This window comes from Amorphus sp. 3PC139-8 (assembly GCF_040750475.1).
Classification (GTDB): Bacteria; Pseudomonadota; Alphaproteobacteria; order Rhizobiales; family Amorphaceae; genus Amorphus.
The window spans coordinates 260104-282275 of record NZ_JABJVY010000002.1 but is presented as its reverse complement, the minus strand read 5'-3'; the positions used below and the strand labels follow the sequence as shown (position 1 = coordinate 282275).

The 22172-nt window shown below is 65.7% G+C and carries 19 protein-coding genes; 6 read left to right on the top strand and 13 right to left on the bottom strand.

The window, feature by feature from the left end:
- Positions 1-11: 11 nt before the first annotated feature.
- Entirely contained in the window at positions 12-2174 is a 2163-nt protein-coding gene (locus tag HNS03_RS03670; protein WP_367193175.1) for a TonB-dependent siderophore receptor, read from the bottom strand.
- 306 nt (positions 2175-2480) lie between these two features.
- On the opposite strand from HNS03_RS03670, the gene HNS03_RS03665 reads away from it, so the two are divergent.
- From HNS03_RS03665 to HNS03_RS03655, 3 genes are read left to right on the top strand one after another with little or no spacing between them, the layout of a single operon-like run.
- The gene (locus HNS03_RS03665; RefSeq protein WP_367193174.1) at positions 2481-3566 is read left to right on the top strand and encodes a helix-turn-helix transcriptional regulator; all 1086 of its coding nucleotides are present in this window, start codon (positions 2481-2483) and stop codon (positions 3564-3566) included.
- On the top strand, positions 3563-4615 hold the full coding sequence (locus HNS03_RS03660; protein WP_367193172.1) for a FecCD family ABC transporter permease: 1053 nt from the start codon (positions 3563-3565) through the stop codon (positions 4613-4615). The genes HNS03_RS03665 and HNS03_RS03660 overlap by 4 nt, the downstream gene beginning before the upstream one ends.
- Positions 4612-5442, top strand: a complete 831-nt coding sequence (locus tag HNS03_RS03655; protein ID WP_367193171.1) for an ABC transporter ATP-binding protein — start codon at positions 4612-4614, stop codon at positions 5440-5442. Before HNS03_RS03660 ends, HNS03_RS03655 begins: the two co-directional genes overlap by 4 nt.
- Before the next feature lie 26 nt (positions 5443-5468).
- Here the strand turns inward: HNS03_RS03655 and HNS03_RS03650 are convergent, their stop codons facing one another.
- The 6 genes from HNS03_RS03650 to phnA are packed head-to-tail and all read right to left on the bottom strand — an operon-like array spanning position 5469 to position 13041.
- On the bottom strand, positions 5469-7049 hold the full coding sequence (locus HNS03_RS03650; protein ID WP_367193170.1) for a dipeptide ABC transporter ATP-binding protein: 1581 nt from the start codon (positions 7047-7049) through the stop codon (positions 5469-5471).
- Complete coding sequence (locus HNS03_RS03645; RefSeq protein ID WP_367193168.1) at positions 7046-7960, bottom strand: ABC transporter permease; 915 nt, start codon at positions 7958-7960, stop codon at positions 7046-7048. The genes HNS03_RS03650 and HNS03_RS03645 overlap by 4 nt, the downstream gene beginning before the upstream one ends.
- Positions 7960-8919 (bottom strand): ABC transporter permease, encoded by a 960-nt coding sequence (locus HNS03_RS03640; protein ID WP_367193167.1) that lies wholly within the window; start codon positions 8917-8919, stop codon positions 7960-7962. Before HNS03_RS03640 ends, HNS03_RS03645 begins: the two co-directional genes overlap by 1 nt.
- Before the next feature lie 5 nt (positions 8920-8924).
- Positions 8925-10475, bottom strand: coding sequence for an ABC transporter substrate-binding protein (locus tag HNS03_RS03635; protein ID WP_367193165.1), 1551 nt, complete (start codon positions 10473-10475; stop codon positions 8925-8927).
- A 3-nt stretch (positions 10476-10478) separates the two neighbouring features.
- Positions 10479-11765, bottom strand: coding sequence for an alkaline phosphatase family protein (locus tag HNS03_RS03630; RefSeq protein WP_367193164.1), 1287 nt, complete (start codon positions 11763-11765; stop codon positions 10479-10481).
- Between the two features lie 4 nt (positions 11766-11769).
- On the bottom strand, positions 11770-13041 hold the full coding sequence (gene phnA, locus HNS03_RS03625; protein ID WP_367193163.1) for a phosphonoacetate hydrolase: 1272 nt from the start codon (positions 13039-13041) through the stop codon (positions 11770-11772).
- Between the two features lie 148 nt (positions 13042-13189).
- Here phnA and HNS03_RS03620 point away from each other — a divergent pair, with 148 nt between their 5' ends.
- Positions 13190-14134 carry a LysR substrate-binding domain-containing protein gene (locus HNS03_RS03620; RefSeq protein WP_367193161.1) on the top strand — a complete coding sequence of 315 codons (945 nt, stop codon included), beginning with the start codon at positions 13190-13192 and terminating at the stop codon, positions 14132-14134.
- Between the two features lie 244 nt (positions 14135-14378).
- Here the strand turns inward: HNS03_RS03620 and HNS03_RS03615 are convergent, their stop codons facing one another.
- Both HNS03_RS03615 and HNS03_RS03610 read right to left on the bottom strand, forming a co-directional pair.
- Positions 14379-15311 (bottom strand): dihydrodipicolinate synthase family protein, encoded by a 933-nt coding sequence (locus HNS03_RS03615; RefSeq protein ID WP_367193159.1) that lies wholly within the window; start codon positions 15309-15311, stop codon positions 14379-14381.
- Positions 15312-15408: 97 nt separating this feature from the next.
- A complete protein-coding gene (locus HNS03_RS03610; protein WP_367193158.1) occupies positions 15409-15555 on the bottom strand; it encodes a hypothetical protein in 147 nt (48 codons plus the stop codon).
- On the opposite strand from HNS03_RS03610, the gene HNS03_RS03605 reads away from it, so the two are divergent.
- Positions 15548-16549, top strand: a complete 1002-nt coding sequence (locus HNS03_RS03605; protein ID WP_367193156.1) for a 4-hydroxyproline epimerase — start codon at positions 15548-15550, stop codon at positions 16547-16549. The two genes, HNS03_RS03610 and HNS03_RS03605, sit on opposite strands and share 8 nt — an antisense overlap.
- 45 nt (positions 16550-16594) lie before the next feature.
- Here HNS03_RS03605 and HNS03_RS03600 read toward each other — a convergent pair whose 3' ends face one another.
- Genes HNS03_RS03600 through HNS03_RS03585 form a run of 4 tightly spaced genes read right to left on the bottom strand, consistent with a single transcriptional unit; the run spans position 16595 to position 20755 of the window.
- Positions 16595-17461 carry a DUF296 domain-containing protein gene (locus HNS03_RS03600; protein WP_367193155.1) on the bottom strand — a complete coding sequence of 289 codons (867 nt, stop codon included), beginning with the start codon at positions 17459-17461 and terminating at the stop codon, positions 16595-16597.
- Positions 17458-18213, bottom strand: coding sequence for an SDR family NAD(P)-dependent oxidoreductase (locus HNS03_RS03595; protein ID WP_367193153.1), 756 nt, complete (start codon positions 18211-18213; stop codon positions 17458-17460). Before HNS03_RS03595 ends, HNS03_RS03600 begins: the two co-directional genes overlap by 4 nt.
- A gap of 43 nt (positions 18214-18256) precedes the next feature.
- Positions 18257-19870 (bottom strand): acyl-CoA synthetase, encoded by a 1614-nt coding sequence (locus HNS03_RS03590; RefSeq protein WP_367193152.1) that lies wholly within the window; start codon positions 19868-19870, stop codon positions 18257-18259.
- 45 nt (positions 19871-19915) lie between these two features.
- Positions 19916-20755: an IclR family transcriptional regulator gene (locus HNS03_RS03585; protein ID WP_367193150.1), complete on the bottom strand. Its 840-nt coding sequence runs from the start codon at positions 20753-20755 to the stop codon at positions 19916-19918.
- Positions 20756-20965: 210 nt separating this feature from the next.
- Here HNS03_RS03585 and HNS03_RS03580 point away from each other — a divergent pair, with 210 nt between their 5' ends.
- Positions 20966-21973, top strand: coding sequence for a DctP family TRAP transporter solute-binding subunit (locus tag HNS03_RS03580; protein WP_367193149.1), 1008 nt, complete (start codon positions 20966-20968; stop codon positions 21971-21973).
- The last annotated feature ends 199 nt before the right edge of the window (positions 21974-22172 follow it).

The window sequence follows — 22172 nt, the reverse complement described above, 5'->3', positions numbered from 1 at the left end:
AGACCTTCGCCCTAGAACGTGGCCTCGAGCTTGGCCATGAACGCCCGTGGCTGACCATAGAAGTTGAAGGTCGAGGTCGTGCCCAGACGTTCGTAATATTTCTCGTCGAAGAGGTTGGTGACGGTGAACGTCCCCTGCACCCGGTCGTCGAACAGATAACCGATCTGGGCATCGACGGTCACGTAGTCGTCCTGCCTGATCTCCAACCCCTGATACTGGTTGTAGAACGAGCTCACGTAGTTGAGGCCGGCCCCGACATGCACGTTCTCGAGTATGCCCTGCTGGAAGGTGTACTTGCTCCAGATGTTGAACATATTCTGCGGAAGGTAGAACTGGTAGCTCAGATCGGCGGAGTCCTTCTTATACTCCATGTCCATGTAGGTGTAGCTGCCGAACAGCTCCCACCCCGGGAAGCGGGTCGGAAACGGCGAGCCGGAGAGTTCCGCCTCGACGCCGCGCACCTGGATTTCGCCGCTGGCCAGAGACGCCCCCGGAGCGTTCGGGTCGGCGATGGCACGGTCGGTGTCGTTGAGCTGATAAAGCGCCAGTGAGCCGTTCAGCCGGCCGTCGAAGAAGGACGACTTCACACCCGCCTCGATCTGGTTGGCCGTGCGCACCGGCAGAACGTCGCCCGCCGCATTGACCTCGGTCTGCGGCTGGAAGATCTGCGTGTAGCTCGCATAGACCGAGAAATTCTGGTTCAGGTCAACAACGAGACCGGCATAGGGCGAGAAGTTCGCGTTGTGCTCCACCTCGGTCGTCGATCCGGAGACCAGATCGTCGACATCGGCCCGATACCAGCTCTCGCGCCCACCGAGAACGATGGTGACCATCTCGTGTGGTTTCAAACGAAGCTGGCCGTAGATGCCCGCTTCCTTGGGATTGGAGCTGGTGCGCGTCGAATAGGCATAGGACGGCTCGGCGATGAACGGGTTGGGACTGAAGACGTTGTTCGTGCCCAGGCCGCGCAGGCGAGCCTGATTGATCTTCTCGTCAAGCTGCTGATAATCGACGCCGACCAGCACGTTCTGCTCCTGACCCAGCAGCGTGAACGCCTTGTCGATGTGCGCGTCGATGGAGAAGACATCTTCGCTCTGCTCCAGTCCGTAGCCGACCAGGGAGCTCGTTCCGTTCGAGGACGCGGCCGAACCGGTGTAGGCGTAGAAGGCGTCCGCATAGCGATTGGAGTAGCGCGCCCCGACCTTCGCCTCGCCGCCGCTGTCGAAGCTGTGGGTGAATTCGGCGATGACGTCCGTGGAGTGATTCTTGAAGTTGTTCCAGTCGGCTCCCAGGAATGTCGAGGTATCCACGTCGAGCAAGGTGCCGTCGGCGAAGGTCGGCAGACCGTTGGTCGGGGAGATGTCGCGCTCCTGGTACCATGTGCCGATGGTCAGCAGGTCGCGATCGGTGATGTCGATGTCGACGGTGCCGTAGGCAACGCCAACGTCCCAGCCGTTGTAGTCGACGAAGCTGTTGTTGTTCTCATAGGCCATGACCGCGCGGGCGCGGACCCGATCGTTCAGCGGTCCGGTGACATCCAGCTCGCCCCGAGCGTTGTCCCACGAACCGTAGGTGCCGGTCGCCTTGACTTGGAAATGGTCGAGACCGCGCTTGCGGACCAGGTTCACCGTGCCGCCCGGCTCGCCCGAGCCAGAATAGAGCGCCGACGGTCCCTTCAGGAACTCGACCCGCTCGAACGGCGCCAGGTCCGGGACGGTGCCGTTCCGGCTCCCCATGGGCGCTGGCAGGCCGTCGACATAGTAGCTGTCGAACTCGAAGCCGCGGGAGAAGATCGACGAGCGGCCCGGGTCGTTGGTGAATACCCTGAGACCCGGCGTCCACCGTGCCACGTCCTCCAGCTGCGTCATGTTCTGATCGTCCATGCGCTGCTGGGTGACGACGTTGATGGTCTGCGGAACGTCCTTGAGCTCCGCCATCCCCTTAAGCGAGGCCGTGCTGAGTTGGGTCGTGTAGCTTCCGGTGCCTTCCGTGGACGCGGAGCCCTGCCCCGTGACCCGGATCGTTTCCAGAGGCACGGCGCCATCGTCCTGCGCCAGGGCCGCATGGGACCCGAGAGACAACGCGGCGGCAATTGCCGTCGTGGCGAGCAGATGCGTCCGCACGAGCGCGACCGACAGCGCCGCGGAGCCGCGGCGACTGGTGACATACTCCATTTGACCCTTGCCCTTTCCGAGCTCTGCTTGGATTGCCGGCGCCGATTACGCGGCAGCCGGGAACAGTTCTAATATTTGACTTCCAAAGTCATGATTTTCGACTATATGGAACCAAGTCGCCACGGACCAGACGCCCCCTCTTTGGCCGTAGGTCAAATGCGTTTTCCAGACGCGCAGACATGTGCGGCAGAATACCAACTGTTTATCAATGCCGGTCAGAAGCATAGGAATTGCGAATCTGGAGGCCCTCGCCGCCAACAAACGCCAGGCAGCAAGACTCAAATCGATCTAATCTAGAGTAATTCTATGAACTGGAACCCGGCTGAACCCGTTGATCTGCCGAACGCGACATCCGGCCAGGTCGCGAGGACGCCCCGCCGTGCCGGCGCCCAAGCCGGGCGCGGACGGGGCGAGCGGAGCGCCACGGTACGGGGCGCCGATCTGGCGCGCTCCTCTTCGCTTGTCGGCACCGACTTCCAGATCCTTACACCCGACGCGACCGAAAACGGAGCCGCCCTATCCGGCCACTATGTTCTGGCCAAGCTGCGGCCGGGTCTCACGCTGCACGCCACAGACACGGTCGAGCTTCACGACCTCACCACGGAACTCGTGCAGCAATCGGGCCTGACCTGCTCGCTCGTGCTGGAGGGAGAAATCGATTTCGAACTCGGCGGACATCATTTCCACTGCGCCGCGCAGACGAGCGATCACGCGGGCTCCAATGGCTACGTCATCCTCCGTTCCTCGCCGCAGCGCTTCGTCCGTCGCTCGCGCCAAGGGACCCATGTTCGCAAGGTCAACGTCACCGTTTCGCTCGACTGGCTCGGAGCCCAGTCCGGCGAGTTGGGGAGACTGCTGCCGGCGATCCGTGGAACGGACCTGTCGCACGCGATCTGGTCGCCCTCGCCGCACGCCATCGCTCTGGCCGAACAGATCCTCAATCCGCCCGGTCTGGATGGCTTCCTCGGACGGTTGTATCTGGAGTGTCGCGCGACCGAGATTCTCCTGGAAGCCTTGCGCAGCCTTACCGGGCTCGGTCACGGCGCTGCGGCCGGCGTGCGTCCGCGCGATCGACGGCGCGTGCAGGCCGCCTGCGATTTCCTCGAGGAGCACTTGTCGACGCCGATCTCGATCGCGGACGTGGCCCGCGAGGTTGGCGCCAGCGTTTCCACCCTGCAGCGGCTTTTCCACGCGACCCGGGGTATGTCCGTCGGCAACTATGTGCGCGAGCGCCGCCTTCTCAAGGCGCGCTTTTCCCTCGAAACCGACGAGATTTCGATCGCGGAGGCGGCCGCCATTGCCGGTTATCACAGCCCCGCGAATTTCGCGACGGCGTTCCGGCGGCGGTTCGGACTGGCACCGAGCGAACTGCGCGCGTTGCACCACGAATGACCACAGCACAGACAGGAGCGGCGGCGCGCTATGGCGCGCTGGTCCGGCGACGGATCCTGCTGCTCGCCGGACTGGGCACCCTCGCCCTTGCCGCATTTCTCGCCGACTTGATGACGGGCCCGTCGGCAATCGATCTCGATATGTTGTTGACCGCGCTGTTCGACCCCGAGGCCACCAGCCGAGCCAACCAGGTGATCGTCTGGAACGTACGCCTGCCGGCCGCGCTCATCGCCCTGCTCGTGGGCGCGATCCTGTCGCTTGCCGGAGCGGAAACGCAGACCATCCTGAACAACCCGCTCGCCAGCCCCTTCACGCTGGGCGTTGAGGCTGCCGCCTCGTTCGGGGCCGCGACAGCGATCGTGCTCGGCATCGGGCTGCCGTGGATCGGCGAGAACTGGATGATCTCGGCGAACGCGTTCGTGTTCGCGTTTGCGTCGACCCTCCTGCTCCAGGGAGTGAGCAAGCTGCGCGGACGACGGCCGGACACCCTGATCCTGTTCGGCATTGCGATCTTCTTCACCTTCAATTCCCTGCTGGCGCTGATCCAATTCCTGGCGAGCCAGGAGGCCCTGCAACAGATCGTGTTCTGGACGATGGGCAGCCTCGCTCGCGCCAACTGGGAAAAAGTCGGAATCCTCTGCGTGGTGCTGGCGGTGCTATTGCCGTTTTCCCTGTCCGCCGCCTGGAAACTGACGGCACTGCGCCTCGGCGAGGACCGTGCGCGCTCGTTCGGGATCAACACCGCCCGGTTGCGGCTCACCACCCTCCTGCGCATCAGCCTGATGACGGCCGCCGCGGTCTCGTTTGTCGGCACGATCGGGTTCGTCGGATTGGTTGGACCGCATATCGCAAGGCTTCTGACGGGCGAGGATCATCGCTTCTTCCTGCCGGCGAGCCTCTTGTCGGGGGCGATCATCATGGCCGGCGCCTCGATCGCGTCGAAGTCGCTGGTGCCGGGCATCCTCGTGCCGATCGGCGTGGTCACCTCGCTCATCGGAATCCCGATCTTCATCGCCCTCGTCCTGGCCCGGCCGGAGCGTGGCGGATGAGCGGTACACCTCTGGAAATTCGCAATCTGTCGGCCGGCTACCGGCGCCGCCCGGTGCTGACCGGCGTGACGCTGGAGCCGTTTTATCCCGGCGAATTGACCGCCCTGGTCGGTCCGAATGCGGCCGGCAAAACCACTCTTTTACGGGCCGTCGCCGGACTTCATCCGGCACGCGGCGAAATCCTCTACGACGGCCGCGATCTCCTGCAGGCCTCGCCGACAGAGCACGCCGCCACCGTAACCTACATGCCCCAGGCCCTGCCGCAGCAGATCTCGCTGACGGTCTTCGAAAGCGTGCTGAGCGCGCTGAACGCCGTTCCGACAGGCTGTCCCCGCTCCAGCCGCGAGGCGGCTCGGGAGAGCGAAGCGGTTCTTGCGAGACTTGGGATCGAACATCTGGCCATGGCGGCGCTCGACGAGTTGTCCGGCGGACAACGTCAGCTTGCCAGCCTCGCCCAGGCGATCGTCCGTGCGCCGCGCATTCTGCTGCTTGACGAGCCCACAAGCGCGCTGGACATGCGTCATGCGTTTTCGGTGATGCGGCTGGTCAAGGATCTCGCGGCAGAGCGCGGCATGATCGTGCTCGTCGTGCTGCACGATATTGCCCTGGCGAGCCGGTGGGCGGAGCGCATCGTTCTTCTCGGCAATGGACGGGTTGCCGCCAGCGGACCCGCCGAAGCCGCGGTGACCCCGGAGACACTTGCCGACGTTTACGGCGTAAAGGCTCGTGTGGAACGCTGCAGCCGGGGTCTTGTGCAGATCAGCGTCGACGACGTGCTGCCCGCGCGGGACGCAGACGCAAGGCCGGATGCCACCGGAACATCCTGAACCGCGAACCGACGGCGAATGCTTGCTCAAGCCGCACGCGGCGGAACGCTGGAGAGCAGCAGTCGCGTCTGCTGGTGGCGCTGCGGCGCCTGCAGGTCGGCGACCTCGAAGCGATCGACGAGACGGCCGGCGTGCATCACCACGATCTCGTCGGCGATCCAACGCACCACCTCGATGTCGTGACCGATGAAGGCCATGGCAAAGCCGTGTTCGGCCTGCAATCGCTTCAGCAGTTGGAGAATCTGAAGCTGCACCGTCATGTCGAGGGCGGAGACCACCTCGTCGCAGACCAGGATTTTCGGATCGCACAACAGCGCCCGCGCGATGCACACGCGCTGGCGCTGTCCGCCGGAGAGCTGATGCGGATAGCGTGCCGCAAGCGCCGGCTCCAGACCAACCTCCTCCAACGCCGCCTCGATCTTCGCCGGCGCCTCGCCCCCTGCCCCTGCCAGAGCCAGCGGTTCTTCGAGAAGCCGGCGGACGGTCAGACGCGGATTGAGCGCGCCATAGGGATTCTGGAAGACGAACTGGACCGAGCGGCGCTGCGCTCGCGAGAGACGGGGCTCCGATGGCGTCAGGGTCTCGTCGAGCAGCCGGACCGACCCGGTCGCCGGCGCCCTCAGCCCGCACAGAGCCGCCGCCAGCGTGCTCTTGCCCGAACCGGACTGGCCGAGAATGCCGAGCGTGCGGCCTTCGTGGAGCACGAGATCGGCTTCGTGAACGGCACGAACGGGGCGCCCGAAAAGCCCTTTGGCGGGATAGTCCACCGAGAGGTCCCGAGCGACGGCGCGGCAGGCGGCGCCACGCACCGTTGGATGACCAGGCATCCCGACGAGCGCCTTGCGCGCCTCCACCAGCCGCCTCGAATAGGGATGCTCCGGCCGCGACAACACCGTTTCCGCGGAACCGGTCTCGACGATCTCCCCGTGGTTCATCACCGCAATGTCGTGCGCCAACGCGCCCGCCACCGAAAGATCATGCGTGATGAAGAGCATCGCCGTTCCGTGGCGCGACTGCAGCGTGGCCAGCAGTCGCACGATCTCCGCGGCGATGGTTCCGTCGAGGGCGCTGGTCGGCTCGTCGGCGATCAGGAGATCCGGCGCGCAAGCGAGCGCCATGGCGATCATTACGCGCTGCTGCTGACCGCCGGAGATCTCGTGCGGATAGCGCGCGGAGATCGCGGGATCCGGCAGCTCCACCTCGCAGAGAAGATCCGCGATGTGCCTGCGGCGGGCGGCGGCGGAGCGGACGCCCGTGCGCCGCAAAGCCTCGCCAATTTGCGTACCGACCCGCATGAACGGGTTCAGGCAGGCCATCGGATCCTGGAAAACGACGCCGATGCGCCGGCCCCTAAACGCCCGCATACCACGCTCGTCGCGCAACGGGAGAGGCGCGCCGTCGAAGCTGATCGCACAGCCATCGCCATACGCGACGCCGCGCGGCAACAGGCCGAGAAGCGACAATCCGGTCATCGACTTGCCGGAGCCGGACTCGCCGATGAGGGCGAGCGTCCGGCCTGCATGCAAGTCAAAGGAGAGACCGCGCAGGATCTCCGTTTCGCCGGCGCGGACGGTGAGGTTGCGGACCTGGAGAAGCGGCGCAGTCATCGGGAGAGCCTCGGATCGACGGCGCGGTGGACGATATCCATCAGGGCGTTGATAAGGACGAGGCCGACGGCGGCGACGGTGATCGCCGCTTGCACCACCGGATAGTCGCGGCCGTGGATGGCGTTGAGCATCAGGCTGCCGAGACCCGGCAGCCCGAACAGGATCTCCATCGTGAGCGTGCCGGCGACGAGGCCGGCGAGCACCAGGCCGGACATGGCCAGCGCCACGGGGAGCGCCGTCGGCAGGAGATGGAAGAGCGCGACGCGCACCGGTCCGAGGCCCTTGGCATGGGCGGTGCGGACATGTGCCGACGTCGTCGCCTCGCGCAGCTCCTCGAACAGCGGCTTGCCGATCTGTCCGGCATTGTCCATGCCGAGGATCAGCACCGGCATGAGAAGCCCACCGATGACCGGCAGCCAGCCGAGCCAGATCGAAAAGATCAGGATCGCGATGACACCGACGCAAAAGGTGGGCAGCGCGATCGACCAGACATTCACGAAGTTGACGAGGCCCGCGAGCCAGCGGCTGCCGCTCATGGCGGCGGCAACGGCAAGACCGATGGCAAGCCCGATCCCGACCAGAAACGAGAAACCGGCGAGTTTCAAGGTCGACGGCAGCGCCGTGGCCAGCATGTCCGACACCGGGCGGTGATAGCGCAGCGAAGTCCCGAAATCGCCGTGCAGCGCGCCCCCCGCCCAGTCGACGAACTGGACAGGCAGCGACCGGTCGAGACCCATTTCCGCGCGCAGCGCCGCCTCCTGCGCCAAGGTGAGCCCGCCTTCGAGGGTCATCCGATCGACGGCGTCACCCGGCACGACCCGGCATAGAAAGAACACGAGCACGACGATGCCGGCGGCCTGGAAAAGGAGCCGAGCGACACCGAGCCCTGTTCCTGCGAGCCGGGCGCCCATCACGCTGCCCCCTTCGCGGCTTGCACGCGGCGCAGCGGATCGAGGTGGGCACGCACCGCATCGCCGACGAGGAGCAGGCTGACGGTCAGCGCGATCAGCGCCAGGACCGGGATCAGGATCGCATGGGGCGCGATCTCCAGGTAGCGGCTCGCGTCCGACACCATGCGCCCCCAGGTCGGCGCGTCCGGGGAAGAGCCGAGACCGAGGAAACTCAGCACCGATTCAGTGACGATACAGCGGGGCAGGATAATCGCCCCCTGAGTGATCAGCCCGCCCATCACGTTCGGCAGGATATGAAGGGAAAGCACATGCAATCTTCCGCCGCCGAACAGACCGGCGGCGCGCACATAGTCCTGGGCCGCCTCACGCTTGTAGGCGGCGCGGGCGACATAGGCGAAATGCGGGGCGTATGACAGGCCGAGCGCCAAGAGGACGGGACCTGTGCCCGCGCCGATCGCGACAATCAGCAAGAGCGCGAGCAAGATCCCCGGCATGGCGCGCACCACGTCGATCGCGCCAAAGACGATCGCCTCGGGAATGCGGCCGAGAGCAAGCGCGGTGAGGCCGCAGACCGCGCCCAACACGAACGCCACGCACGTGCCGCCAAGCCCCACCAAGAGAGTGACGCGCGCGCCCATTACCAGCCGCGAGAAGACGTCGCGGCCGAGATGGTCCGTACCCAGAAGATGCGCGGCACTCGGTCCCTGATTGAGGCTGAGAAGGTCCTGAGCCAGCGGATCGTGGGGAGCAATCAACGGCGCACACACCGCAGCCAGCGCGATCAGGGCGACGATCGCCCCACCGACCAGTGCGCCCAAAGCGGAGGCACGGCGCTGCCCCCGCGGGTCGGAAACGGGCTCCGACGCAGCGCGCGCCTCCCGATCGTCTTTGACGGGAGCAACGACGGCAACGCCGGACCTCTGCGGTCCGGCGCTTCCATGAGCGTGGGCGAACGCCATCGGGCTCAGTCCTGCTTCAGCCAAGTCTGCGCGATGCCCCCGGTCGCCCAGTTCGGCGACCAGGTAAAGCCGGGCTCGTAGCCCTGGACTTCTTCGCGGATGGCGATGGTGTTGGCCGCATGCCCCAGGACGACGGTGTAGTAGTTGTCCATCACCCGGTCCCAGGCCTTCAGATAGAGGGCCTTGCGCTTGGCTTCGTCGGTCTCGGCCACAGCCTTCTCGACAATGGCGTCGAGTTCTGGATCCTGGACCCCGCCCCATAGCACGGGGTTCGGACCGTTGCTCATCAGCCGCACGAACCGTAGGAAGATGTCCGCGCGCGGACCGGACGCCATGGCGTTCATGTCCCAGTCGTACTGGCCGAGACGGTTCTGGGCGCCGAGATCGTCGAGCGCGACGTGGTTCACTTTGAAGCCGAGCTGGCGGACCATCTGGACCACCACCTGCGGGTAGTTCTCCTGCCAGGAGAGGAACTCGATGGTGATTTCCTCCGGCTTCACGCCGGCCTCCGCCAACATCGCTTTCGCCTTTTCCAGATCGGGTTTGGCGTGCTTGTCGGCGTCATGCAGTCCCTGGTCGAAGTAGACATGTCCCGGCATCACGAGCTGGTTGGTCACGACCCCGTCGTCACCCGCCAGGAAGTTCATGAACGCCTGCTTGTCGACGGCATACATGATCGCCTCACGCACGCGCGGGTCGTCGAACGGTGGCCGCGGCTTGCGGTTATTGAAGGAAACGAAATACCAGGTGGAGTCCTTCAACTGGCTGACGTGGATGTCGCCGCTCTTGGCAAGCTGGCGAGCCTCGTCACGCGGCACGCTGGCGATGTGGAGATCGCCCACCCGCATCGCGCCCGACTTGTCGAGATCTTCGCGCAGGTTCGCCTCGACGGCGTCGAGATACGGCATGTCCCCGCGCCAGTAGCCCTTGTAGGCAGGCGCGTAGAGGCTGATCTGCGGCTTCCATTCGCCGAAAACGAAGGGACCGGTGCCGATCGGCGTGGTGATGGTCTCGTTCCACCCGTCCGACTTCGGCGACACGATCCAAAGCTCCGACAGCAGGTTCGCGAGCGGTGCGTAGGGCTCCTTCATCGCGATGACGACGGTGCGATCGTCGGGCGCGTTCACTCCGTCGACGAGCTTCATCGCCGAGGCGAGCCAGCCGCCCTTCACGTTGGTGCGCACGCGCTCGACGTTGGCAACCACGTCCTCGGCCGTCACCGGGTCGCCGTTGTGGAAGGTCACCCCGTCACGCAGCGCAAAGGTGTAGGTCAGACCGTCGTCGGAGACCTCATAGCCTTCCGCCAGGAACGGCTCGACCCGGCCGTCCGGACCGATGGAGGTCAGCGCCTCGACATAGAGCTGTTGCACGGCAATCGAGCCGGTGTGGCGGTGCGGGTCGGAGGTGTCGAGGCCGAGAGTGGCGTAGCGCAACACGCCACCGCGCGACGCGGCCTCCTGCGCGCTCAGGGAAACCGGCATGACCGCGACCAGCGAGGCGGTGGCGGCGCCGAGCATTAGCTGGCGACGATCGAGGGTGAGCGAGGGAGATTTCATGTTTCAGAACTCCGGCATCTCTGAGAGGGGATCGGCTTGCAAAGCCCGCCCGTCGAGGCCTTCGGGGAGAAGACCGAGATGGGCGAGAAAGGTGGGGGCAAGATCGACGACCGAGGTCTCGTCGTCGCGCCGGACGCCGGGGCGAAAGCCGCGCCCGGCCAGCATCAGCACCGGCGATTGCTCATGGCGCCCGAGGCCGCCGTGCTGACCGCATCCAGCGCGGTCCGCCTTGCCGGCGGCAGGCTTCACGGCGGCGGAGAGCCCAGGCACGCCATAGTCGTTTTTCGCATCGCTCGCCGCCATGGAAACCGCGATCGCGGGCCCCTCCGTGGGGTGTTGGCCGATGGCGGCCAGATCCGCGCCCGAGATCACCTCGCCGGCCCAGGATTGTCCGCGCAGGTGCGCGGCGAGGGCATCGATCTGGTCCGCGTGGTCGGGCGCGACATAGATCAGCGCCGCCGTTCCGTTCGCCGCGACAACAACGTCGTCGGAGCCGAGGCTCTCCTTCAGCCCGGCGGCAACGAGACAAGCCTCAAGGTCGACGGTCTCCGTCACCGTCTGGTGGCCGTGGTCGGAACCGACGGAGAGCAGGATGTCCTCGCCGTCCGCAACGCGCATGGTCACCGCGTCGATGACAGCTCCGGCGAGGGCATCCGCCTCATTCAGGGTATCCAGATGCTCGGGCGAGCCGAGGGGCGAGGCATGCTGCGACGTGTCCGGTTCCGACAGCCAGAGCACCGACAGCGCCGGATCGCGCGCCACGGCTTCGTCGAGAAACCGCCGGGTCATCTCCCGGTCGCCTTCGATGCCGAGGCTGATGTCCAGCCGGTCGGACTCGGCGACGGGGACGCGGCCGGGTCCGAACGAACCGGCGCGGTGATAGACGCGGCCGTGACCGTCTGGATCGTGGGCATAGGCGGCGCCGGGCGAGACGTTGTTGAAGACGACGGCGCCGCCACGCGGGGCCAGGCGCTCCGCCATCGTCGGCGTTGCGAGGGTCCGCCCGGTAACTGCCCGCTTGTGCTGCAGGAAGTCCGGCTTGCCGGCATCGTGCACGACGAGGCCGCTGTCTTCCATGAGCGCCATGGAGTTGCCGTGGAGTCCGTTGCGTGCCGGATGACAGCCAGTGGCGAAGGCAGCGGAGACGACGCGGGTAGCGGAAGGAAAGACAGAGCGGTGGGCCTCGAACACCGCCGCACGTTCGGCGAACCGGGCGAGGTTCGGGGTGAATTCGGGTCGCACGAAGTCCCGGCGCAACCCGTCGAGCATGATCGCGATCACACGGGACATGGTGTCAGTCCGTTCCGTTGATGGCGAAGTCGAAGATGTCGAAGTTGCGTAGCGTGTCCTCTGCGCGCGCCCGGTAGGCGGCATTCAGCGGCCGCGATAGGATGAAGGGCACGCGCTGCTCGGCGAGCCCGCCGTGGGAGCGCAGCCGCGTGCCGGCGAGCTGCGACAGGTCGTGGTCGGCGGCGCGGGCACCGATCGCCACGCCGGCCTCGGCCACCACGACGATGTCGGCCTCCCGGTCGGCCGGCAGCTCGAAGCGGGCGCAGGCCTCGTCCCTGACAAGCGCCAGATCGACGCCGTCAGTCGCAGCGACTTCGGCGAGCACCTCGCCGGCTTCGAGCTCGGGATCGAGGACATGCACCCGAACGAAGCCGCCGAGCGCACCGTGATGGCGCACGAACGGGTCCGTGATCGGGCAGATGACACGGGTCCGCCCGACGCCGAAGCGAGCGTCGAGCGCATCACCGAGGTAGACGACGTTGGGACTGCCGTCCTCCAGCGCCATGTCGGTCATGCCGTGGTCTGCGACGATGCCGACGGTCGCGCCGAGCGCAATGAGGCGGCCGACGCGGGCGTCGACCTCGGCCATGAAGGCATTCGCCTCCGGCGTGCCGGGCGCATGGCTGTGCTGCACCAGGTCCGACAGCGACAAATAGACCAAGTCGGGCGCGTGCTCCTCCAGGAGCCGGACCCCGGCATCGAGAACGAACAGCGACAGGTCCGGCTGGTACTGGCCCGGCGTCGGCCGGCCGACGAGCCGGGTGGCATCCTCGATCCCGTTCGCCGCCAGGGTGGCCTTGTCGGCCTTCTCCGCGGAGAAGGCGACGCCGTCCAAGTCCTTGGCCAGCGCCTTCAGGAGCTTGTCCTTGGCAGTCACGGTCGCGACCTCGGCACCGCCGCGCGAGAAGCCGGAGAGGATCGTCCGGGCGATCATGCCGGCGTCGTCCAGCATCATCACGGCCTCTCCGCTCTCGACGTCGAGAAAGTAGTTGCCGGAGATGCCGTGCACGCTCGGCGGCGCACCGCAAACGATCGAGACGTTGTTGGGGTTGGTGAAGGTCGGCATCGCCGCCAACGCCACGCCATCGAAGCCGTCCGCCCGCATCCGTGCGAGGTTCGGCACGATGCCATCGCGGCAGGCGGCTTCCACGTAGGCGGGGTCGCACCCGTCGTAGCAGATCACCACGACCGGGCGCCGCGGCCACCGATAGCTGCGGCCGTTGACCTCGACGTTCCACGCCTCGTCGATGATCGGTCGGTGCTGTGCGACGGACATTCTCACTCCCTGTTATCAAAGCGCCATGGGCGTCCTGTATGCTCACTCAATTCAGGCATAGAGGCCGCTTATCTGAGTATTTTCATTATCCTTTTCTGGATCTGATGCTCAATCGAAATAAATTCGGCGCGATGTGAACGGTATTCACATGACAAAACGACGACTACCGCCACTTAAAGCGCTTCTTGCACTGGAAAGCGCAGTACGAACGGGAAGTATTTCTGCTGCCGCGGAGGACCTATCCGTCACGCACGGGGCTGTGAGCAAGCAGATCACGCAACTGGAGCAGTGGCTCGAGCGACCGCTCTTTGCGGAAAAACGGCGCGGCATGATCGCCAATGCCGCAGGCGAGCGATTGGCAACGGCGATGGGAGAGGCCCGTCAGCTCCTGGCGGCCGCCCTCGACGACATCGAAGCGGCGGAACAGGAAAGCGAACTAGCCGTCGTCGCGCCTGCGACCTTCGCGATGCGCTGGCTCATTCCCCGGCTGCCGTCCTTTCAGGCCTCCGGGCCGGGCGTCCGCGTCGCCGTACGGCCGACCCATACGACGGAAGACTGGGACGCGATCCCCTTCGACGTGATGATTCGGCGCGGCCCGGCGCTCGCTGCCCGTTTCGATCCGCAGCCCCTGTTCGTGGAGGAGCTCGGTCTGCTGACGGCCCCGGCACTATCTGGGGCATCCAGCCCGTCGGCACTGCCGCTGGTCGCCGCCGACACGCGCGCCGGCGAGTTGAAGCGCTGGTTCGCACGGGCGACAGGAGCGCCAACGGCGCCCGAGGCGATCCGCTTCCCGCACTTCTACATCGCTCTGGAGGCGGCCCTTTCGGGCATCGGCGCACTAGTCGCGCCGCTATTCCTTGTGGAGGAACTGGTCCGCGCCGGCCATCTGATCGAACCGTGGCCTGAGATCCGTGTCCCGGGGGCGACCTATACGGTTGGCGTCAACCCAGAGGGCAACGCCGCCGCGGCGCGCAAGGTCGCCACATGGTTGTGCGAAACGGCCGCCGACTGCCGGTCTACGGCCATTGCCGACAGCGCGCGACCGGGCGCCGACCAGCCGGGCGAGAAGGCATCGGCTCCGCCGCGCGGCTAACAGCCCGCCCGGAGCGAAATCAAAAAATGCTCGACTGCAGACCGCACGTCCTGACGCCTTTTTCGCGCTAGCGACCGACGGCGTCGCCGTCCAAACGCACCTTCTTTTCGTTCAAACCGCTTCCTTCTGAACGGGAAATACTCAAGAGCGGGTCTCGGCGAAGCGGAAACGGGTTGGCCGTCCGGAAACGCGTTGAAATAAGGAGTTAGAACCGTTCTGCGATTCTGTGAAAGGCTGAACGGTTCTAAGAGACCCAGGCATCATACCAGGTCCGGAACAGCTTGAACTGCGCTTCGGCGAAGGCCCGCTGCGTCTCGGACAGCGCATCGGTCTCGTTGAAATGCAGCCGGTATTCCTCGTTGCCGGTCAGCACCATCAGATGCTTGTAGAACAGCACCAGATCGGGGCCCTCGTCGAAGGTCGACAGCACCAACAACGCCTCTTCCAGCTCGCGCGCCTTAGCCCGCGCCACCATGTTGCCGGCCGCCGCTTGCTCGCACAACGAGACAAGGTGCAGAACCTCCTTGGGCAGCGCGTTGCCGATGCCGGTAATGGCACCCCCTGCCCCGCACTTGACGAAGCCGTGGTAGACCTGGGTGTCGACCCCGACCATCAGCGTCAGGTCGTCGTCGCCCGAGGTGATGGTCTCGGCCGCGTAGCTCAGGTCCGCCGCCCCGCCGAACTCCTTGAACCCGACCAGATTGGGATAGTCGGCGCGCAGGGCGAAGAACAGGTCGGCGCGGGTGGCGAAGCCGTAATAGGGGCTGTTGTAGATCACCGCCGGCAAGCCTTTCGCGGCGTCCAGGACGGCGGAGAAATGCGCCCGTTGCGCGCTTGGCGCGGTGCCGCGCGACAACACTCGGGGAATGACCATCAACCCCTGAGCGCCGACCTCGGCGGCATGCGCCGCGTGCGCGACGGCCGACTTCGTGTTGATCGCCCCTGTGCCCACGATGGTCGGGACCCCGGCTTCGACCAGATGGCGCACGCCCTCCATGCGCTGCTCGTCGGTTAGAAGCGGCCAATCGCCCATCGACCCGCAATAGACGACCGCGTTCATACCGGCCGCGTGCAATTCGCGCCCTTTGCGCGCCAGCGCCGGAAAATCCGGGGTCCGGTCCGGCTTGCACGGCGTCATGAGCGCGGGAATGCAGCCGCTGAAGATATTCGTCGTCATTGCCTCTATGCCCTTCCCAAAAGTCCTGAACCGAATGAGCGAATAAGGTGTCCGGCATGACCTGCGCCGAACGCCGGATCACGATCGCGGTCACCGGTCACTCTTCCAGGACTTTGAGCCGACGACAAATTCCGAGTGGTTCGAACACTGCCCATGTGATGACATAGGCTTCCGGCCAGCCACCCGCGATCGAGCGAACGCCCTTCAGATCCACCCGCTTCTCCGGGTTCACGCGAATGAGCAACCACACCTTCCAGTGCATCGACGGGCACACCTGCGGCAATCCCGTGCGCTTGGTCGCAGGCGGCGCGCCGCACCTTTCCGGCGCCGACATGACCGAAAAACGCGCCCATTTCCTGGCCGAATTCGATTGGATTCGCACTGGCCTGATGTTCGAACCGCGCGGCCACGACATGATGTCCGGGTCCATCCTCTATCCGCCGACGCGGGACGATTGCGACATCGCCGTGCTCTTCATCGAAACCTCCGGCTGCCTGCCGATGTGCGGCCACGGCACCATCGGCACGGTCACCATGGCGATCGAGAACGGCTTGGTGACGCCGAAAGAGCCCGGCCGTCTGCGTCTCGACACGCCGGCCGGACTTGTGGTGGCCGACTATGTCCGGACCGGCCGCTATGTCGACGAGGTGCGGCTCACAAACGTGCCGGCCTTCCTTCACTCCGAAGGCCTGACGGCGGAGGTGGAGGGCCTCGGGGACGTCACCGTCGACGTTGCCTATGGCGGCAACTTCTACGCCATCGTCGAGCCCCAGCCGACGTTCCGCGACATCTCAGACTTCACCGCAGCCGAACTCGTCGGCTTCAGCCCGAAGCTGCGCGCCGCGCTGAACGCGAAATATTCCTTCGTTCATCCCGAAAATTCCGCCATCGGAGGGCTTTCCCACGTACTGTGGACCGGGGCGCCGCGCGATCCACAGGCCACCGCCCGTAACGCCGTATTCTATGGCGACAAGGCGATCGACCGGTCGCCCTGCGGCACGGGCACCTCCGCCCGGATGGCGCATTGGGCCGCCAAGGGACGGCTGGCGGTGGGGGACGACTTCGTTCACGAGAGCATCATCGGCAGTCTGTTCAGGGGACGCGTGGAGGCGGCGACCACCGTCGGCGAGCACCCGGCAATCGTTCCCTCCGTCGCCGGCTGGGCGCGCCAGACCGGCTTCAACACCATTTTCATCGACGACCGCGACCCCTACGCGCACGGCTTCGTAGTGATCTGAACCGGCCTCAGCCTGCGTGTCCCGTCAGACACCCCGGAGCGTTTGTCATCCGGCTGAACTACGGACGACGAGGAGCTCGAACGTGACGCACACCGGATTGCGGCCGGGCACGAGCCGGCCTTCGGCGATCGTGCCGTCCATGCCGACGAGCGCGATGTCCAGGCTCGTGTGCGGCCCCGTGTCGCCGGGCGTCACGGCGCCTTCGCGGATCAGCAGCTCCGTCGCATAGGAGGCGAGATGCTCCCCGTCCTCGAAATCGGCACCAACCAAGCTGCCGATTCCGTGCAGACTCGCCTGGTCGATCCCATTCTTCCGGCAGATCTCCGCAATCGCCTCTGTGACATCGGTGTTGGGCCGAATGGTGCACAATAGGGCTTCGGCAGTGGATCGCCCGTGCTCCTGGCGCGCGACCGGCTGAAACAGGCGAAACCGGGTCTCCGGATCGTCCTCCACGTCTAGGATGGCCCCGTCGAGGCCAAAGCCCGTCACCTCGACCGCTTTGGCGAGCACGCTGTCGTGAGGCAGAAGATGGCCCATGGCCTGCGTGCCGTCGGGCAGCGACCAGATGCCGTGACAATGCAGGAAGGGCTCGCCATCGCGCCTGCCCACGTGCAGTCCCGCAATCTCGACCGTACAGACGCCGTCGGGGGCGAAGGTCTCGCTGTACCAGGCCGCATGCCCGTCGCCGGGCGCACCGGCCGGGATGACGTAGCGCATCGGATCGAAGCGCGCGCCGGCGAGCGAGAGATACGCCGCTTCGAAGCCTTCCGCCGCAAGCGCGGCAGTGGCCTCCTCCAGAACGCTGCGACCCGGCTCCAGCCGAAGCGTCACCGGCACCGCGCCACAGGGAACGACGCGCGTACGCTCGGCGGCCTCGGGACCGGGATGCGCGATGCGGCGCGGCGACGTCATGACGCCAGCCCCGCGGAGACGAACCCGCCATCGACGGTCAGGATGTGCCCGTTGACGTAACTGGCGTCGTTCGACAGCAAAAATGCGACCGCCATTGCGACCTCCCGGGGGGTGCCATAGCGCGACAGCGGCACGCGCTCGGCCCATTGGCGGCGCACGTCGTCGGTATGCACGGAACGGGCAAGCGGCGTGTCGATCGGTCCAGGCGCCACGGCGTTGACGCGGATGCCGGAGCGGCCGAGCTCATTGGCCATCACAAGGGTCATCAGGTTCACCCCGCCCTTCGACGATCCGTAGGCGACGCGGCCCTTGTTGCCGGTCATGCCGGATACGGAGCTGATATTTACGATCGCGCCCACCATTCCGGCCTCCAGCCAGCGGGAAGCGACAGCACGCGAGACCGCGAACGAGCCGATCAGATTGATGTCGAGCACCCGGCGGAACTCCGCGACGCTGGTCTCCACCGCCGCCTTGTCGGCACCGATGCCGGCGCAGTTCACCACCGCACCAACCCTCTCGCGCGCCCATACCGTCGCCACCGCGTCCTCGACCGCCGCCTCGTCGGAGATATCGCAGACCAAGCCGCGCTCCATCTCCAGTCCCAAGCCGGCGCATGCCGTTTCCAACGCCTCGCGCTTGAGATCAAACAGATAGACGGACCAGCCCCGCTCCTTCAGAACCTCCGCCGTCTCGTAACCGATCCCGGACGCGCCGCCGGTCACGATGACGGTCCCTCCCACCGTTTCGCCCATTGGGTTTCCTCCCTTGTCGTTATCGTCTCAGGCTGAGTGCTGATTACTCCGGCGTGGGCAGATCGCCCCGCCGCTCCAGCTCTTCCCGGATCATTTTCTTGGTGATCTTGCCGTAGGCCGATTTCGGCATCTCGTCCCAGAACAGGACGTGCTTCGGCAGTTTGTAGCGGGCGACCTTGCCCTCCAGCCAACCGCGCACGTCGATCTCCGCGGCAATCGCGCCCGGCCGGACGACACAGACCGCGACGCCCACTTCGCCCCAGACGGGATCAGACACGCCGAGGACGGCGGTCTCGCTGATTTCCGGATGCAGCAGGATCTTCTCTTCGATCTCGCGCGGATAGATATTGGAGCCGCCGGAGATGTACATGTCGGAGGAGCGGCCGGTGATGTAGACGAAGCCATTCTCGTCCATGTGGCCGAGATCACCGGTGCGAAACCAGCCGTCGCGGAACGCCTTGGCATTGGCCTCCGGGTTCTCGTAGTAGCCGACGAAAACCGCCGGACCGATGACACAGATCTCGCCAGTTTCGCCGGGCACCACCTCCGCCCCGTTGTCGTCCTGGATCTGTACCTGCATGCCGGTGCGCTCGAACCCGCAGGTGCCGATGCGGGCATGCGGACCGTCGGAGGGATCATGATAGGCCGGCGGCAGCACGGTGATGTTGCCGGTCACCTCGCCAAGGCCGAAATATTGGACCAGCACTCCGCCGAGCTTATCCAGCGCCCGCACCTGGTCGGCCCGGTACATCGGCGCGCCGGCATAGATCACGTAGCGCAGCGAGGAATGGTCGAAGCGATCGACCGCAGGGTCCTCGATCAGCATCTTCAGGATCGTCGGCACGGTAAAGGCGTTGGTCACACCCCATTTTTCGACAAGCTGCCAGATCGCGGCGACGTCGAGCTTTTCCGCTGCCGGGAGGATGGTCTTGGCGCCATGGGCGACCTGGGTGACCTGGTGGACACCGGCCCCGTGGGAGAGCGGCGCGACCACGATCGACGCATCGTCCGCGCCCGTGCCCGGCATCAAGTCGCACAGATGGTTGGTGACCACGAAGGCCATCTGGCCGTGGGTCAGGACGGCGGCCTTCGGACGCCCGGTCGTCCCGGAGGTGAAAAAGAACCAGCACGGATCGTCGCGGTCGACCGCAGCCACTGCCGGCTTCTCGCCGATATGCCGGGCGACGATCGCGTCGTAGTCCGCGCCGAAACCGCTCTCGCCGATGGAAATCGCAGTGGTGATCGCGTCCGTCGCTTCGCGGCACGCCGCGACGTGGCCGGCGAAGCGAGCGCCGGAGATCATCAACGACGCGCCACTCGCCTTGGCGAGGAAGGCGACTTCGTCCGGCGACTGGCGATAGTTGGTCGGCACCCAGACGGCACCGATGCGGAAGACGGCCCACATCGATTCGAACATCTGGTTGCAGTTGGTCGACTGGACGAGGATCCGATCGCCCTTGGCAACGCCGAACTCGCTCTGTAGGGCGGCGGCAAGGGCGTCGACCCGCGCCTCCATCTCCGCCCACGTCCAAGTCGTCTCGCCCCAGACAAAGCCGACCGCATCGCCCTGTCGGCGGGCCTGCTGGGTTAGAAAATGGGCGAGGTTCATCACCCGTGTGGAAATCGGCGCTACCCCGCCGTGCGGTGCGTCAGTCATGTCCCCGCCCCGCCTGACCGGTTCGATCCCTGATGGCATCAGCGCTCATGCGGCCGTCTTCCTCCCTCGTCGGGACCGCTCCGGTTCCTGCGGTTCGCCTGCCGAGGCGAACATCTTGCCGAGCTTGTCCTCGATGCGTTTCACTTCGTCCTTCAGGCAGGCCGCAATTTCCGCCCGCCGTGGCTCCTGCATGCGGCTGTCGATGGCGGCCACGCTGAGCGCACCCGCCGGCCGGCCGTCGGGAAAGCGGATCACCATGCCGACAGCCCAGGAGTTGGCGACAATCAGCCCCGGATTGACGGAAAATCCGCGTTCGCGCGTGGCCGCCACTTCGGCGCGCAGGCGCTCAGGCGTCAGCATCGGATAGCGCTCGCGCAGCAGCGGCGTGTTCACGTCGATCACCGCCTCGATTTCCGTATCGGGGAGCGCCGCGAGAATGGCGAGCGCTCCAGCTCCACAGCCGAGCGGATGCTCGTCGCCAGCCTGCAGCACATGGGTGCGGATCGGAAAGGTTCCCTCCTCCCTGTGCAGGCACAGCGCATGGGTGTCGCGCCGCACGGAGAGAAAGCTCGTATCCTCGGTGTGCCGGGAGATCCGCGCGAGGCTGTCCATCGACAGTTCCAGGAGACCGAAGCGGCGGGCGGCAAGGCTTCCCAGAACATAGGCCCCCTCCCCCAGATGATAGCGTTTGGTGCCCGCATCCTGCTCCACGAAGCCGGCCCGCATCAGCGCCAGAAGCAACCGGCGCGTGGTCGCCTTGTTCAGCCCCGCGACCTCGACGAGGCTGGCGAGCGAAATGCCCCGGTCGGCATGGCGTCCGACCAGATTCAACAGGGCGAGCGCCCGATCCACGCTCTGCGAGCCGTTCGCTCCGCCTGTCTTCACCACTCTCCTCGTTTCATATTATGAACCAAAAATCGCAACTGAACTGTGCCTAATACACTATGAGCATCGCAGCGTTGCAATCCCCGGTGGTTTCCGTATCCTACCGACCTTCAATACGGGCCAATCAAGGTCCAAAATATGAACTCAGCAGCGCGATTTCGCCGGCACGGTCGGCTCGCACATGCTGATCGAACAAGGGAGGAAGCGACGATGAAGCGTTCCGCGCTCGGAATGGCGGCTTTGGCCGCGCTCATGGTCGGCGTCGCCGCGGCGCCGGTTTCCGCGGAAACCTACCGTCTTTCGCATAACACCAACGACACCACGACCTGGCACAAGGGCGCCGAGAAGTTCAACGAGCTCCTTCAGCAGGCCACCGACGGCGAGATGGAGATCCGCATCTTCCCGAACGCCCAGCTCTCCGGCGGCGACCAGATGAAGCAGGCGGAAATGGTCGGTCGCGGCGCACTCGATTTCGTCGAGACATCGGCGATCAACGTCACGCCGCTGGCTCCCGAGATGGCGGTCTTCTCGCTCCCCTATCTCTATTCCGACTATGCCGACGTCGACGCCACCACCGGCGGCGCCCCCGGCAAGGAAATGGAAAAGATCATGGCAGAGCACGGCATCATCGTGCTGGCCTGGGGCGAGAACGGTTTCCGGGAAGTGACCAACAACGTCCACCCGATCAAGACGCCCGACGACATGAAGGGCCTCAAGATGCGCGTGGCGGGCCCGATGTATATCGACGTCATGAACGCGCTCGGCGCCAACCCGCAGCAGATGCAATGGACGGAGACGTTCCCCGCCCTGCAGCAAGGTGTCGTCGACGGCCAGGAGAACCCGATCGGCGCGGTGATCATCCCACAGCGGGTCTATGAGGTGCAGAAATACCTCACCACCTGGCACTACTCCTACGACCCGATCTTCCTGGGCGTTTCCAAAAAGCTCTGGGACTCCTGGGATGCCGGCACACAGAAGAAGGTGAAGGCCGCCGCCGAGGAGGCGATGGAGTACCAGAAAGAGATCAGCCGCGAGGCGACCGCGAGCGGCATTGAGTTCCTCGAGGGCAAGGGCATGGAGGTCTACCAGCCCTCCGCCGAGGAAATCGACGCCTTCCGCCAGGCGACCAAGCCGGCCTTCGACACCTGGGCGCAGAAGGTGGGACCGGATCTCGTGGAGAACTTCCAGGAGACGATTTCGGACGCCAAGGCGAACTGATCGCCGAAAGGACTGCACCTCGCGCAATGTGGTGCGGGGTGCCATGCTCCTGAGAATGGGACGCCTTGACCGGCGATCGGGAAAGCCCTCCCGTCGCCGATCAGATTGGATCGTTGGGGGGCGGCCTCACGATCGCCCGGCTTTCCTTGAGCAACGTCCCATCGATCGGGTGTGTCCACCCGATCGGAAAAGGCTCCAC

Coding starts and splice junctions, on each gene's coding strand:
- HNS03_RS03665 (WP_367193174.1), top strand. CDS start 2,481: ATGAACTGGAACCCGGCTGAACCCGTTGATCTGCCGAACGCGACATCC.
- HNS03_RS03595 (WP_367193153.1), bottom strand. CDS start 18,213: ATGGGCGAAACGGTGGGAGGGACCGTCATCGTGACCGGCGGCGCGTCC.
- HNS03_RS03600 (WP_367193155.1), bottom strand. CDS start 17,461: ATGACGTCGCCGCGCCGCATCGCGCATCCCGGTCCCGAGGCCGCCGAG.
- HNS03_RS03580 (WP_367193149.1), top strand. CDS start 20,966: ATGAAGCGTTCCGCGCTCGGAATGGCGGCTTTGGCCGCGCTCATGGTC.
- HNS03_RS03615 (WP_367193159.1), bottom strand. CDS start 15,311: ATGACGACGAATATCTTCAGCGGCTGCATTCCCGCGCTCATGACGCCG.
- HNS03_RS03630 (WP_367193164.1), bottom strand. CDS start 11,765: ATGTCCCGTGTGATCGCGATCATGCTCGACGGGTTGCGCCGGGACTTC.
- HNS03_RS03590 (WP_367193152.1), bottom strand. CDS start 19,870: ATGACTGACGCACCGCACGGCGGGGTAGCGCCGATTTCCACACGGGTG.
- HNS03_RS03635 (WP_367193165.1), bottom strand. CDS start 10,475: ATGAAATCTCCCTCGCTCACCCTCGATCGTCGCCAGCTAATGCTCGGC.
- HNS03_RS03650 (WP_367193170.1), bottom strand. CDS start 7,049: ATGACTGCGCCGCTTCTCCAGGTCCGCAACCTCACCGTCCGCGCCGGC.
- phnA (WP_367193163.1), bottom strand. CDS start 13,041: ATGTCCGTCGCACAGCACCGACCGATCATCGACGAGGCGTGGAACGTC.
- HNS03_RS03620 (WP_367193161.1), top strand. CDS start 13,190: ATGACAAAACGACGACTACCGCCACTTAAAGCGCTTCTTGCACTGGAA.
- HNS03_RS03645 (WP_367193168.1), bottom strand. CDS start 7,960: ATGGGCGCCCGGCTCGCAGGAACAGGGCTCGGTGTCGCTCGGCTCCTT.
- HNS03_RS03640 (WP_367193167.1), bottom strand. CDS start 8,919: ATGGCGTTCGCCCACGCTCATGGAAGCGCCGGACCGCAGAGGTCCGGC.
- HNS03_RS03605 (WP_367193156.1), top strand. CDS start 15,548: ATGAGCAACCACACCTTCCAGTGCATCGACGGGCACACCTGCGGCAAT.
- HNS03_RS03660 (WP_367193172.1), top strand. CDS start 3,563: ATGACCACAGCACAGACAGGAGCGGCGGCGCGCTATGGCGCGCTGGTC.
- HNS03_RS03670 (WP_367193175.1), bottom strand. CDS start 2,174: ATGGAGTATGTCACCAGTCGCCGCGGCTCCGCGGCGCTGTCGGTCGCG.
- HNS03_RS03655 (WP_367193171.1), top strand. CDS start 4,612: ATGAGCGGTACACCTCTGGAAATTCGCAATCTGTCGGCCGGCTACCGG.